At 43.3% G+C, this 13582-nt stretch carries 10 protein-coding genes; 5 read left to right on the forward strand and 5 right to left on the reverse strand.

Going from position 1 to position 13582, the window contains the following annotated elements; all coding sequences use genetic code 11:
- Window positions 1–186 precede the first annotated feature (186 nt).
- Complete coding sequence (locus AAFX28_RS01960) at window positions 187–1530, forward strand: polysaccharide lyase family 7 protein (protein WP_408685146.1); 1344 nt, start codon at window positions 187–189, stop codon at window positions 1528–1530.
- A 69-nt stretch (window positions 1531–1599) separates the two neighbouring features.
- On the opposite strand, the gene AAFX28_RS01965 is transcribed toward AAFX28_RS01960, so the two are convergent.
- From AAFX28_RS01965 to AAFX28_RS01975, 3 genes are all read right to left on the reverse strand, one after another.
- Window positions 1600–2628, reverse strand: a complete 1029-nt coding sequence (locus AAFX28_RS01965) for a metal-dependent hydrolase (RefSeq protein WP_408685148.1) — start codon at window positions 2626–2628, stop codon at window positions 1600–1602.
- Window positions 2629–2820: 192 nt separating this feature from the next.
- Window positions 2821–4179, reverse strand: coding sequence for an MATE family efflux transporter (locus AAFX28_RS01970; protein WP_408685150.1), 1359 nt, complete (start codon window positions 4177–4179; stop codon window positions 2821–2823).
- 81 nt (window positions 4180–4260) lie between these two features.
- Window positions 4261–4977, reverse strand: coding sequence for a FadR/GntR family transcriptional regulator (locus tag AAFX28_RS01975; RefSeq protein ID WP_408685152.1), 717 nt, complete (start codon window positions 4975–4977; stop codon window positions 4261–4263).
- A 312-nt stretch (window positions 4978–5289) separates the two neighbouring features.
- On the opposite strand from AAFX28_RS01975, the gene AAFX28_RS01980 reads away from it, so the two are divergent.
- From AAFX28_RS01980 to AAFX28_RS01990, 3 genes are all read left to right on the forward strand, one after another.
- Window positions 5290–6006 (forward strand): FadR/GntR family transcriptional regulator, encoded by a 717-nt coding sequence (locus AAFX28_RS01980; protein WP_408685154.1) that lies wholly within the window; start codon window positions 5290–5292, stop codon window positions 6004–6006.
- A gap of 120 nt (window positions 6007–6126) precedes the next feature.
- Window positions 6127–7989: a DUF294 nucleotidyltransferase-like domain-containing protein gene (locus AAFX28_RS01985; RefSeq protein WP_408685156.1), complete on the forward strand. Its 1863-nt coding sequence runs from the start codon at window positions 6127–6129 to the stop codon at window positions 7987–7989.
- On the forward strand, window positions 7989–8705 hold the full coding sequence (locus AAFX28_RS01990) for an exonuclease domain-containing protein (protein WP_408685158.1): 717 nt from the start codon (window positions 7989–7991) through the stop codon (window positions 8703–8705). Before AAFX28_RS01985 ends, AAFX28_RS01990 begins: the two co-directional genes overlap by 1 nt.
- A 55-nt stretch (window positions 8706–8760) precedes the next feature.
- Here AAFX28_RS01990 and AAFX28_RS01995 read toward each other — a convergent pair whose 3' ends face one another.
- Window positions 8761–9477: an oligogalacturonate-specific porin KdgM family protein gene (locus AAFX28_RS01995; RefSeq protein WP_408685159.1), complete on the reverse strand. Its 717-nt coding sequence runs from the start codon at window positions 9475–9477 to the stop codon at window positions 8761–8763.
- Between the two features lie 77 nt (window positions 9478–9554).
- Window positions 9555–10814 (reverse strand): alginate lyase family protein, encoded by a 1260-nt coding sequence (locus AAFX28_RS02000; RefSeq protein ID WP_408685161.1) that lies wholly within the window; start codon window positions 10812–10814, stop codon window positions 9555–9557.
- A gap of 909 nt (window positions 10815–11723) precedes the next feature.
- On the opposite strand from AAFX28_RS02000, the gene AAFX28_RS02005 reads away from it, so the two are divergent.
- On the forward strand, window positions 11724–13508 hold the full coding sequence (locus AAFX28_RS02005; RefSeq protein WP_171801395.1) for a sodium:solute symporter family protein: 1785 nt from the start codon (window positions 11724–11726) through the stop codon (window positions 13506–13508).
- The last annotated feature ends 74 nt before the right edge of the window (window positions 13509–13582 follow it).

The raw sequence follows: 13582 nt of genomic DNA on the forward strand, positions 1-13582 counted from the left end.
TGCAATTAATTGAATAACATCACCAATTGTAGGGGTAATATTTATGGAGTTGGGCATAACCTCTAGCTTTAGTTCTCTTAGCTAGATACACCAGATTTATTTGTGTTATTTAACTACATGAAACATAAGATTGAATAAATTATGTGGACAATGTCATTGGTAATTACAAGAAATTTTGGAGAAAAAATGAAAGGTAATTTATTAGGTTTAGGTGGGAGCTTACTCTTACTAACAACGCTTTCTGTACATGGAGCACAAGTCAACATTATCAACCCAAGTTTTGAACAGGACTTCTCGGGTTGGACAGAAATTGATCCTACAGCTGTATCCGGTGTCGCTTTTGACGGTGCCAAATCTGCAAAATTTGAGGGGGTAGGCGCAAGGCTTCAACAAGTTATTCCAGTAACAAAGAATACTGAATATACCCTCAGTGCTTATATCCTTGCGGATGCAAATATTGGTGCTCGTGTAGGCAATACTACCTACAGTAAAGCCACCTCCAATTCAGATTGGGCACAAGCACAAGTGACATTCAACTCTGGGGAAGAGACTGAAGTTGTCATTTTCGGCGAATACAGCGGAGCAGAAGGGCGCGTTGACACTTTCCAACTCAGCTCATCAAATATTGTCGAGCCACCAATCACTTCACTTCCTACCTTCGACCTTGATCCATCACTTCCGCCATCAGGTAATTTCGACTTGTTGGATTGGAAATTAGATTTACCTGTGGATGCAAACGGGAATACATCAGGCAAGGCGAAAGAGGTTAAAGAAAACGAGTTATCTAACGGTTATGTAAACACTGAGTTCTTCTACACCGGAGACGATGGTGGGCTTGTGTTTGTATCACCAATAGAAGGGGCGACAACCTCAAGTAACACTAAATATACTCGCTCAGAAATGCGTGAAATGTTAAGACGCGGCGACACAAGTGTATCGACCAAAGGGATTTCAAAAAACAACTGGGTGTTCTCTAGCGCACCAAGCAGTGAACAAAATATCTCTGGTGGCGTTGATGGTGTTCTAGAGGCAACACTCGCGGTGAACGCAGTAACTTCAACAGGTGATACGAATCAAATAGGACGTGTCATTGTAGGTCAAATCCATGCGAATAATGACGAGCCGATCCGACTTTACTACCGCTTACTTCCAGGTCATAACAAAGGGTCACTTTACTTTGCCCATGAACCTAATGGAGACGCCTCCTCTAATCCTGAACAGTTCATCAATTTGATTGGTAGCTCAGCGAGTAACGCCCCAGAGCCGACAGATGGCATCGCTTTGAACGAACTGTTTTTCTATCAGATAAAAGTTCAGGGCAACCAGCTTATCGTAACGATCAAACGTGATGATCATGAAGATGTTACCCAAACAGTCAATATGGGTACAAGTGGTTACGATGTTGGCGGTCAGTATATGTACTTCAAAGCTGGTGTCTATAACCAAAACAACTCGGGTGATCCTACAGATTATGTTCAAGCCACTTTTTACTACCTAACCAATTCACACATTGGGTACAACTTCCCTTAATCAAGTGAAAATAATACCTTAAAACAAAAGCCGAGCACCTTGCTCGGCTTTTCTTACTTCGATGTAGGCTTATGAGCTTACGTTGGTTTGAATTGGCTGTAGGTTCGCATCGATACTTTGATCACCTTTTAGCCTTTCCCAAAGTTTCCCCATTAACTCAAAGCTGCGTTCACTCGGATAACGCTGTGTAGAGTCCAACAGTTTCCACTCTCCACTTTCACTCTTTTCTGCAAAGATAAACTCAAACGAAAGATTGTTAGCCATACCTAATCGAAGATCTGAGACAATCAGTGTGTCATCTTCAACTCGGTAATTAAGGTAGTCATGAGAAAAGGCCTGTAACCCTTTCAATGTGGTTGGTTTCTCATCTAACGGCCAAATTCCCAGTGGGTATGAAACAAAATCAATGTTATCGCTACCATCTAGCACAGAAGCTAAACCTTCCCAATACTTACCCTCATCCATAACAACAACACGCCATAGCAACGTATTAAAAGGCGTTGGCGTAATTAAAACTTGTTGGTTTGGCAGATTTTGTGTAGTCAAATTCTGTTCAACTCTGGATGCGATCATCTGTTGAGACGCATACCCCCACCCTAAATATAAAGTTGAAATCAGCACTACACTTTGACACCAACGCCCGCCGCTGCTTTTCGCAAACAGAGCGACACCTATCGCGATCAAAAGAGGCAACGTATAGAGAGGATCGATAATGAACACGTTCCTCAACTCAAAGTAGCCCTCAAATGGCCAGATCAATTGAGTGCCGTAAGTGGTCATCGCATCCAACAGAGTATGAGTCACGAACACACTGGCAGTGAGGAAAAACACCCGCGAAAGTGTCCAAAATGAATCAGGACGTAAGCTGCAATAGAGCCACGAAATCAACAATGCAAAAGGAGGTAAAACGAGCAACGAGTGAGTAAAACCACGGTGCTTAATAGTGTTTTCAACGGCATCGCCATAATCCAGTATGACATCCAAGTCCGGCAATGTACCTAAGGCTGCGCCCATTAAAAGCACTCTAGCATTGCACTTCTTGCCTGCGATTGCCCCTGCGACTGTCGCTCCTAAGGCAGCTTGAGTAATTGAGTCCATCTATCTCGTTTCATTCATAAATAACTAACATTAAAAACTAATCAGCTGAACGAATCGTGTCAAACGCAACAGCCTTTTCTACTCAGCTATTTACGAACTTTTACGTAATAGAGGATCAGTGGGAGAAACAGAGAGTTCTAAGCGAACCATAGAAACAATGAAGCCCTCACAGTGAGGGCTGCAAATCAGCGGTTAGTCATACATCAGCTTATCTGCTTTAGTGAGGTCAAATTCGTTGAGTGACTTTCTGGCTAGATGTCTAAACGGCAGTGCTTTGACCATCTCTTCAAACGGCAGAATCGCAAACGCCCAGAATATAGAAGCATCAAGCCCAATGACAACTAACGCACACAGTGGCAATGACACCACCCATTGACCAGTGAAGTTTATTTTAAATACCGCCGTTGTCTTACCGAGTGCTCGAAGAACATGCCCATGCACCGTATTATAACCCCTAACAATCGGGAGGAAGATATACAGTGGTGCAATCACAGCAAGGGCTTGATAAGTATCTGCTTCTAACTCAGGGTAAAGCTCTGGTAAAAACCAGCTCAAGATAAAAAAGAACAACGCCGATACCATCGACATAATTACGGCCATATCAATGCTCACATCAACATTTTTTCTTAAATCATCAAGTTGACGCGAACCAATCGCTTGGCTGATTGTGATAGCTGACGAGTGCGCCCAAGCAGTAATAAATTGAGTACCCATTTTGATCCACGGCATCACAATCGTCATCGCTACATAGGCGTAAAGCGTCAGCTGAGAGAAGATCAACATATAGATAGTCGCCCCTGCTTGAAGCATGGTGACATTAGCGGCAACAGGAAATATCTCTTTGAAGTGATTTTTGACGTTGCTCTTCAATGATGCGTCTAAGCGTCGGAAGTCCAGCATCAATGATGACGTCATCTTGATGCACAGTGATAAGAAGATGAATCGAACGCTAATCGCAACCAAACTGCCCACAGCCGCGCCCTCAACACCTATGCCCGAGTAACCCATCACTCCATGAATCAACGCATACGATGCGACAACATTGACAGGGAGCTCAATCAAGTAACCTTTAAACGGTACCTTAGTTCGACCTAGAGCATTGAACAGTGCGATCATCACTTGCGTTGTTGCATTGAACAAGATGATGTATTTAGCAACAGCGAGATAACGCTCAGTTTCAACGATAAGTGAAGGCTCATCAGTGAGCAAGACGATGAGCGATGTCCCCCCGATTGAGAGCGCAATCCAGAACAGCAGCGCAATCGCCAAGTTAATTGATAGCCCCGCCCAAAAGCCTCGGTTTAAACTGTCACTGTTGGAAGAGCCAAATGCACGGCTTAATACCAATTGAGAACCATTGGCTAGGGCTATTTGCACACCCAAAACAAAGGCGACTATCGTAGAGGCGATCCCCATTGCAGCAAGGGAAATTTCACCTAATGGAGAGACTAAGAACGTGTCGATCATCAGCATTGATTGCATCAAAAGTGCATTCAGTGCCAACGGCCAAGCGAGCGAAAGGTTTTTTCTTACATACGGCGTTGAGGACATAGTGAACTTATTGGGGTGTTTCAAAAGAAGGCTCAGTTAACAAAGCCTTCCGATTTGGGTGTATTTAAGCAAAACAAACGCTTAACCGTTCGCCACTAACGCTAACTTTTGATTCTCATCATCAAGCAATATTTGAGAAGCAATCCGCGCTTCACTTGGGTCACCGGCCATGATGGCATTGTAAATACGTTGGTGCTCTTCTAAGCAAAAACGACCGCCCTCAGCAGACTCATCAATGAACTGTTTAAAGATGGTCGATAAAATATTGCTGAACGGAATGTAAAACTGATTCCCTGTACAAAGAAAGATGGTCTGATGGAACAAGTGATCATTTTCTATCCATGCTTGATAATCATAGCTTTGCGCCGCACTACTCATTGCCTGAAAAATCACTGAAAGGGACTTTCGCTGACTCGCAGTTGCGTGTGTAGCCGCTAACGCGCATGCCTCGGGCTCAATCGCTTTACGTAACCCAAGAAACTGCCCCAAAAATGGTTTGGTATCATCGAGGTCTTGAATCCACTCTAACAATTGGGGATCAAGAAAATGCCAATGTTGACGAGGTCTCACCGTCGTACCAACTTTAGGTTTAGACTCTATAAGTCCTTTTGCCGAGAGCAACTTGGTCGATTCTCTAAGTGCAGTTCGGCTTACTCCGAATACTTCACATAGTTCAAGTTCACTAGGTAGCTTTCCTAACTCTGCGATCTCTTTCGACAATATCTTACGTGCTAATTCTCGTGCTACTTGAACATGAATCTTGCGACTGGAGTTTTCTACCAACGAAAACGTGGCCATAATTGGCTCCTATAAGCTGACACCATATAAATAATACAATACCACATTTAAATAACAAGCGGTCAGATCTCATATTCCAGTATTCACCTGATTGAATCTGAATTATTTTGCTCTGTTCTTGTTTTTGTTCTCAATGATTGTCACTCTAAGTCTTTCAGTCTATGTATGGTTTGGCGAGGAATGCCGTTTTATTAAAAATCGCGACACTAAGTTTGTGAAACACTATTTGCTTTAAGAAAAGAGTGCTTGGTGCGCTATACTCCAAGTGCTAGAATTACAATTAAATAATACATATCAATTATAAGTTAGATTATGACTGGATCATTTAGCTCTATATCAGGCTCTAAGCGTAGCCTTCACGTACAAGTAGCGCGTGAAATCGCACGTGGCATCTTATCTGGCAAGCTAGCTCAAGGCTCTATTCTTCCTGGCGAAATGGATCTATGTGAGCAATTTGGCGTCAGTCGCACTGCACTGCGTGAAGCAGTTAAGCTGCTGACTTCAAAAGGATTGCTTGAGTCTCGCCCTAAAGTCGGTACCCGAGTTATTAATCGTGCTTACTGGAACTTTTTAGACCCTCAACTGATCGAGTGGATGGATGGCCTCGCAGATACTGATCAATTCTGTAGCCAGTTTCTTGGCTTGCGCCGTGCTATTGAACCAGAAGCGTGTGCTCTAGCCGCTAAGTTTGCGACTGCTGAGCAACGTATTGAGCTCTCAGAAACGTTCCAGAGAATGGTTGAAGTAGCGGAAGCTGACGAATTTGACCATGACAAATGGATGGAAGTGGACACAAAATTCCATAGCCTGATCTTCAATGCAACAGGCAATGACTTCTACCTACCGTTTGGCAATATCTTGACGACTATGTTTGTGAACTTCATCGCCCACTCCTCAGAAGAGGGCAGCACATGCATTAAAGAACACCGTCAAATCTACGATGCAATCATGGCTGGCAATAGTGAAAAAGCCCGTCAGGCATCAGCGAATCACCTGCTTGATTCTAATCACCGACTCGCTGCTGTTTAATCTCTAAGCACGCTTTCAAAGCGTGTTTTTTGTATCAAATACATAGTTCAACCAAATTTTGATGCATTCAATCGCGCAAGGTATATAATAATACAATTAAATACTTTCGCATGATTAACTATGAGTGATTCGTTACTGCCTAATATTGTCCAGTTTATTCGACAAATTGATCCATTCGATAAAGTACCTGAATCTAACTTGCGACGACTAGCGTCGAATATTCACATCACTTACCTAGCTAAGGGCGAGACGGTAAATCCATGTAGAAACCCTGAAGAGAAATCCCTCTATGTGATTCGAACAGGCTCGATGGAGCAGCGTAAGAACGATGGCGTTCTTCGAGCTAGACTCGGCCCAGAAGATCTATTTGGCTTTACCTTCCTTGATAAGCAGATCAATGATGAGCAAGGATACCAAGCAATTGCGATTGAAAGTACCTTGCTTTACATCATTCCCCACTCTGCTTTACAGACCTTATTCAAAGAGTTTCCTGAATGTGCAGAACACTTTGCGTCGCAAGCCCAAGTACGACTAAAGTCAGCATTAGACGTTGTTTGGTCTAACAAAGAGAAGGGCTTATTCATTAAACGAGTCGATGAAGTGGCCAGTGGCCGAGTTGCAGTTGTCACCTCAGATTTGTCGATACGGGAAGTCGCTCATACCATGCTAGTACAACGCTCTCCTTGCGCCGTGATCTATGAAGACAATCAGATTGTCGGCTTAATCACAGACCGAGATATGACCAAAAGGGTGATTGCAGTTGGCGCTTCTACCGATGGTCCGATTCGTGACGTGATGACTCATTCACCGCAAACCGTGAAGCCTGACGATTTAGTACTTCATGCCGCATCAATCATGATGCAGTCCAACATTCGAAACTTGCCAGTGGTGCAAGATAACAATGTAGTGGGACTGCTGACCACAACTCACCTTGTTCAGAACCACCGTGTTCAAGCCATTTTTCTGATTGAGAAAATTAAGTATGCCGGTAGCGTAAAGTCCTTATCGAGCTTCACGCCTGAACGTCAAGCCATATTTGAAGCTCTGGTTGAGGGAAATGTCGCGCCTGAGGTGATAGGTAAAGTAATGACGATGATTATGGATGCCTACACAAAAAGGCTTATCCAAATCGCCATCGACAAACTTGGGCCACCACCTTGCGACTTTTCTTGGATCGTTGCAGGTTCACACGCGCGAAATGAAGTTCACATGCTGTCTGACCAAGACAGTGCGATCGTGCTCGCTGATGACGCGACCGAAAACGACCGTATCTACTTTAAACACCTTGCGATGATGGTAACAAACGGCCTCGCTAGTTGCGACTACCCTCTCTGCCCCGGAAAATTCATGGCAGCGACGCCAAAATGGTGTCAAACACTGAGTGTCTGGAAACATTACTACAAAAAGTGGGTGGCAAACCCTGAGTATGAACGCCTTCTGAATATCAGCGTATTCCTAGAGATACGCTCCGTTTTTGGCGTCAGTGATTATGAACAGCAACTGAGAGAAGCTCTGCATAAGAGCATCCGTAGTAATCGTGAGTTCTTGAGTATGCTTGTGAACGATGCGGTAACAACGAATCCACCGCTTGGGATCTTCAACAAGTTAGTACTAGAAAAGTCAGGCGAAAATAAAAAGACCCTCAACGTTAAAAAGTATGCGATCAACTTGATCATCGACCTTGCTCGAATCTATGGTTTAGCAGTAGAAACCGATGTTTCTGCCACTGATGAACGCTTTAAAGCGGCTTATGAGAAAGGTATGCTGAGCGAAGATGCGTTTAAAAACATTCTGGGCGCCTACGAATTTATTCTGTCGTTCCGATTCAGCCACCAGCTCGAAGCATTGAAGAGTGCTAATACGCCTGATAATCACATCAACCCAGATAACTTTGGTAGCTTTGAACGCAAACACTTGAAAGATGCGTTTAGGATCATTGCCGATCTTCAAGAAGCAGCGAAAGTGAGATTTGGGAGTCGTTAATGAAATTGTTCAGAGATTTTTTTCACCCACTCTCAAGATTTAATCGCAAACGCGCGCACTACAAAGGTCAAGTTCCTTTGCCTAAAGAACTCAGTGGTGTACTGGACCTAGAGCCAATAGTCGTAGAAGCTGACGCTAAAGGCTTGGACTATTTGGTACTAGACTTTGAAACAACGGGGTTAGATGTTGAATCTGATCTGATCCTGTCAATGGGCTGGGTTGAAGTATCTAACGGCGTGATTGATTTGAGTACAGCGCAGCATTTTTACCTCAGTAATGAATCGCAGATAAAACCAGAAACGGCTGTTATCAACCATATCACGCCTCAAATGCTGGAAGGTGGGATCTCAATACACGAAGCAATGAAAGCACTGTTTCAAGTAGCACAAAACAAAGTATTGGTCGCCCATTCTTGCTCAGTGGAAAATAGCTTTATTCAACGCTACCTCTCTTATCGCTTTCAACTTAATGCCGTTCCCTTGATGTGGTTTGATACGCTATGTATCGAAAAGAAATTAGCGCGCGCTATCAATAACCATCAAGATCTTGATGTATCACTTGGAGCAACCAGAAAACGCTACCAACTGCCCGAATATATTGAGCACAATGCCTTAATGGATGCGGTAGCAACGGCAGAACTACTGCTCGCTCAAGAAGCAAGACTAACCTCTAACAAAGCAGTCACCATTGGCTTGCTCTATCGACTAAGTCACTAGAAGCATAAAAAAGCCAGCAGGTTGCTGGCTTTTTAGATGGACAGTAGCACATTCTTTAGAAGCTGTAAGTCACACCAATACGACTACGCAGCTGGCGAGATGAGCTGTCATCACATGAACTATTGCACTGTACGTTGCCAAACTCAACGTATGGACGCCAATCCCAACCCTCCGCTTTGTAGCCAATTTTCATGTTGTAATCCCACTCATATTTACCGTCACGATTACCCAATTTCCACTCATCACTAAAGAAGTCTTCTTTGTAGTTACCCTCTAAGCCAAATTGCCAAGCATTCCAGTTGTACTCGATGTTACCGGTGATCTTACCTGCGTTCAGAGAATCATGCTGCTGGCCATCTAAGCCCGTTGACGTTTTTCCATCAGCATAATTTCGGAATTCATGACGGTAGCGGAGCTTTGTTGTGATACCTGAGTCAAATTTGTACTGGACTCGGACTTGTGGCTTGTAAGTTACAGCCTCATTGCCAAATGTAATTGGCATTGAAGTAGTGATACGCCAGTTATCATCCAATTTGAAATTGTATCCGTACTCAAATTCACTATCACCACGCTGTAATTCGCTCAAATTCCCCGTGTGCTTCATCTCTACGCCATAAAAATGGTTACCCGTATTACCACCAATTTTTATTCGACCAGCCCAATCCTCAGAGTCATGTTTGTACTCTTCACGAAAGTCTAGAGATGCTGCAGAGATTGAACCAGCAAAAAGGGTTGCAGCGATGGCTAAAGCTATTTGGTTTCTTGTTTTCATAAGGTTGTTCCACTGTAATTAAAATTGTCAATGACAACGGTATCGAAAGTCATTTAATTGATACCGCTTAGTTGGGCTTATAGTTTTGGGTAAAGCAATTCGATATCGCGCTGCGCCCAGACTTCAGCTAGGTTTTTCTTCACTGTGAAGCGACTAAAATCCGTGTCTGTTGCAAGTTGAATCCATTCCGGTTTTTCCATCGCTACACCCGCTTTTAGATAAATAGGTGTCATTCGTTCAACACGACGAGGGTTATCTTTTGCCGTGTACGGCCATGCTGATTCTGGATCTTGGTAAGTCGCCATTAGCTGTATACCTTGTGCTAGTGATCCCCCTTTTTTATTTTCGTAGTTCCACAGGTCAATACCTACCTTGTCACCAATTTGAGCCATACCGACTAAAGGATCTAAACTGAAGTAGTGGTAGTGGTACGCACGTGTACGTTCGATTTCATGTGGTTGAGAACCGTCTTTTTCAAACTGTGTATCCACACGCATTTTGCCTTTTTGCACCATCTGCTTCGCAAGAGTTTCATTACCTAAAAAGTAAGCGATGCTTGCTACTTGAAAATCGTACCAAGTGCCATGATTGTTCTCGGCATACGCTTCACCTTTAGGACCACCAGATAAGTCATCTACGATTAGCCAATCTAAATAATCGCTATACCATTGGGTGATTTTTGTATCGTCAGTATCTGTCCACAAAGGTGAAAGAGATAAAATTGCAATGGAGTCCAACATACGATCAGCGAGTGTACGAGTATCAATAATCCCACCACGACGTCCTTCAGCTCGTCCTGGAACACCTTGTCCGTAATTAACATTCGGGTTCATCTTCGTTTCGTCATTGATAAACCAAGTACGCACATACTCTATACCTTGCCGTACGTATTTCTCGTCTTGGCTAAAGTAATACGCCAACGCTAGCGCCCTGACTGATCGGGTAAAGTGGCCAATACGCTTAGAGTCTGTCTCTGCGGTTTTTGACGCTGGGTTTGTTTTCCCGTCGTAACGAACCCATGGAAGGCCGTCTGACTTTGTTTCATCCGGCCACCAATAAGGGCTGATACTCATATAGTCATTTTTGCTCCCGCTTGGTGGTGTCATACCTTTATCAGTGACAGTAAAAGGACCGTCATTCATTGCAAGCTCAGCTTCTTCTATTAAGCGCTCATAAGCTTCGGTCATTGACTTGGTTGCTTCGGTTGACTGCACTATCGAACGGTTCTCCTTGAGTGTCGCTTCATCTAAAAATACGAAATTAGCAGCAAGGGTATTCGCACCAAACAGAAGGGTACAGAGGCAAGTAGCAAGGTGTAGAGGTCGTAAGGGGGTCATTGTCATCCGCCTTTTATTTTGAATTAAAATAATACAAATAGATTACTAACGACCTTATTAACTTTCTGTGAAATAGATCAAAATACATCTTTCAAGTCCAGTTCAGGAATTTACTTCAGCATTGAAAATGATCATAAATTACTGTTTTATAACAATAACCTTAAAAATCGAGATTAATTTTAGTTCAAAAAATGTGCGCCGAGCCATAAATTTATAAACCTAACATATCACACATATTTGTAATACATTATTATTTAAACGTTCAGATATTGGTTAACAGTGTGGATCACTCGTAGAATAGGAGCTATCTAACTTGTTACCGTGATAATGAAGCCAGCCATCTATAGGACACCATGAGAACTAGTGAGCGTAAATAATGATTTGGAAACAAAATTTCTGTTGCTGCATTTACTGGCAAGATTAGTGCAATGAAGTCGAGATTAAAGGCAGCATCTTAGACGCTACAAAATTCTAGTCCTCAAAAACGTATAATTATAATTGCTGAGAAGGATTACTCGGCCGGTTACCTATACCGTTGACGTTCATGCGTGGCAGGCTCGCATGAACGTTTTTTATCCCCCACCATAAATCACACAAATGCCCATTAAAAACACATCAAAGTTTACAATAAGTTCCATCATGCTCCGTAATGAATTCTCTTTAAATTCGTTCATTATATTAATACTTGGTACAGAGCAATGCCCAAAACAACGGTTTAAGATGTTTTTTTGGTCAAAATTGGTGCGATACATAACCAGTTGGGCAATTTTAGATATTGATCACTTGTATGATTATTAATATCCCATCAACTAAAACACCCGTCACGATTTTGAGTTATTGTACTACAAATAAGAATATCGATAGTTACTATGGACTCGAAGACATAACAAAACTATCAAAGGTCTAAAGATGGAACTCAATACTCTTATTGTAGGCATCTACTTTCTATTTCTTATTGCAATAGGTTGGATGTTCAGAACGTTTACCAGTACAACTAGTGACTATTTTCGAGGCGGCGGTAGCATGCTTTGGTGGATGGTTGGCGCAACCGCTTTTATGACTCAGTTTAGTGCGTGGACCTTTACTGGAGCAGCGGGTAAAGCCTATGCCGATGGTTTCGCTGTTGCCGTTATTTTCTTAGCCAATGCCTTTGGCTACCTCATGAACTACCTCTACTTTGCTCCTAAATTCCGCCAACTACGCGTCGTGACGGTCATTGAAGCGATTCGAATGCGTTTTGGTAAATTCAACGAACAGGTATTTACGTGGTCTGGTATGCCAAACAGCGTTATCTCTGCCGGTATTTGGCTAAATGGCCTTGCCATTATTGCATCAGGCATCTTCGGCTTTGATATGACAACGACCATTATTATCACAGGTCTTGTGGTGTTGGTAATGTCGGTAACAGGTGGCTCGTGGGCTGTTATCGCCTCTGACTTCATGCAGATGGTCATCATCATGGCAGTAACGGTAACTTGTGCCGTGGTAGCCATTATTCAAGGCGGTGGCGTTGGCGAAATCGTGAATAATTTCCCGGTACAAGAAGGGGCATCGTTTGTTTCAGGCAACAATCTTAACTACCTCAGTATTTTCGGTATTTGGGCATTCTTTATCTTTTTCAAACAGTTCAGCATCACCAATAACATGCTTAACTCATACCGTTACCTAGCGGCAAAAGACTCGAAAAACGCCAAGAAAGCCGCGCTGCTCGCTTGTGTACTAATGACAATGGGCCCTCTGATTTGGTTTATGCCATCATGGTTCATTGCGGGTCAAGGTGTTGACCTAGCCGCTCAGTACCCAGATGCGGGATCTAAAGCGGGTGACTTTGCTTACCTCTACTTTGTTCAAGAGTACATGCCTGCAGGTATGGTCGGTCTACTGATTGCAGCGATGTTCGCAGCCACCATGTCATCAATGGATTCTGGTCTTAACCGTAACTCAGGTATTTTTGTTAAAAACTTCTACGAACCAATCCTACGTCCAAATGCCACTGAAAAAGAGCTGGTAGTTGTGTCTAAACTGACGTCTACGTTCTTTGGTATTTCAATCATCCTAGTTGCACTGTTTATCAACTCGTTAAAAGGCCTGAGCCTATTTGACACCATGATGTACGTTGGCGCTCTCATTGGCTTCCCAATGACCATTCCAGCATTCTGTGGCTTCTTTATTAAGAAAACACCTGACTGGGCTGGCTGGGGAACCCTCGTCGTTGGTGGCATTGTCTCTTACTTCGTTGGCTTCGTTATTACACCAGAAATGGTACAAAACTGGTTCAATCTAGAACCGTTAACAGGCCGTGAATGGTCAGATCTAAAAGTCGCTATTGGTCTAATTGGTCACCTAGTCTTTACTGGCGGATTCTTCCTACTATCAACGTTGTTCTACAAGCCATTGTCTGAAGAGCGTCAGAAGAACGTTGATAAGTTCTTCGAAAACCTTGCTACTCCACTCGTCGCTGAATCTACAGAGCAGAAGAAGCTGGATAACAAGCAGCGCCGTATGTTGGGTTCACTCATATCTGTCGCGGGTGTGGGCGTCATGGCGATGTTCCTACTGCCAAACCCACTATGGGGACGCATGATCTTCGTGCTCTGTGGTGCCATTGTCCTCGCTGTTGGCTTGCTGCTAGTCAAAGCAGTCGATGAGAGTGTCGAAGAAAAGAATAACAACAAAGAGGTCGTTCAAAACTAACCTCGCCTACCCTACGCGGCTGTTCACGCAGCCGCTTTTTATTTGTGATTTCCACTGTTAATAATAAGAACTCC

Origin of the sequence: Vibrio sp. TBV020, from assembly GCF_046056895.1 — a bacterium.
Taxonomy (GTDB): Bacteria; Pseudomonadota; Gammaproteobacteria; order Enterobacterales; family Vibrionaceae; genus Vibrio.

Bases quoted from the DNA above. Each gene is read 5' to 3' on its own strand.
- AAFX28_RS01960 (WP_408685146.1), top strand. From the start codon at position 187: ATGAAAGGTAATTTATTAGGTTTAGGTGGGAGCTTACTCTTACTAACA.
- AAFX28_RS01965 (WP_408685148.1), bottom strand. From the start codon at position 2,628: ATGGACTCAATTACTCAAGCTGCCTTAGGAGCGACAGTCGCAGGGGCA.
- AAFX28_RS01970 (WP_408685150.1), bottom strand. From the start codon at position 4,179: ATGTCCTCAACGCCGTATGTAAGAAAAAACCTTTCGCTCGCTTGGCCG.
- AAFX28_RS01975 (WP_408685152.1), bottom strand. From the start codon at position 4,977: ATGGCCACGTTTTCGTTGGTAGAAAACTCCAGTCGCAAGATTCATGTT.
- AAFX28_RS01980 (WP_408685154.1), top strand. From the start codon at position 5,290: ATGACTGGATCATTTAGCTCTATATCAGGCTCTAAGCGTAGCCTTCAC.
- AAFX28_RS01985 (WP_408685156.1), top strand. From the start codon at position 6,127: ATGAGTGATTCGTTACTGCCTAATATTGTCCAGTTTATTCGACAAATT.
- AAFX28_RS01990 (WP_408685158.1), top strand. From the start codon at position 7,989: ATGAAATTGTTCAGAGATTTTTTTCACCCACTCTCAAGATTTAATCGC.
- AAFX28_RS01995 (WP_408685159.1), bottom strand. From the start codon at position 9,477: ATGAAAACAAGAAACCAAATAGCTTTAGCCATCGCTGCAACCCTTTTT.
- AAFX28_RS02000 (WP_408685161.1), bottom strand. From the start codon at position 10,814: ATGACCCCCTTACGACCTCTACACCTTGCTACTTGCCTCTGTACCCTT.
- AAFX28_RS02005 (WP_171801395.1), top strand. From the start codon at position 11,724: ATGGAACTCAATACTCTTATTGTAGGCATCTACTTTCTATTTCTTATT.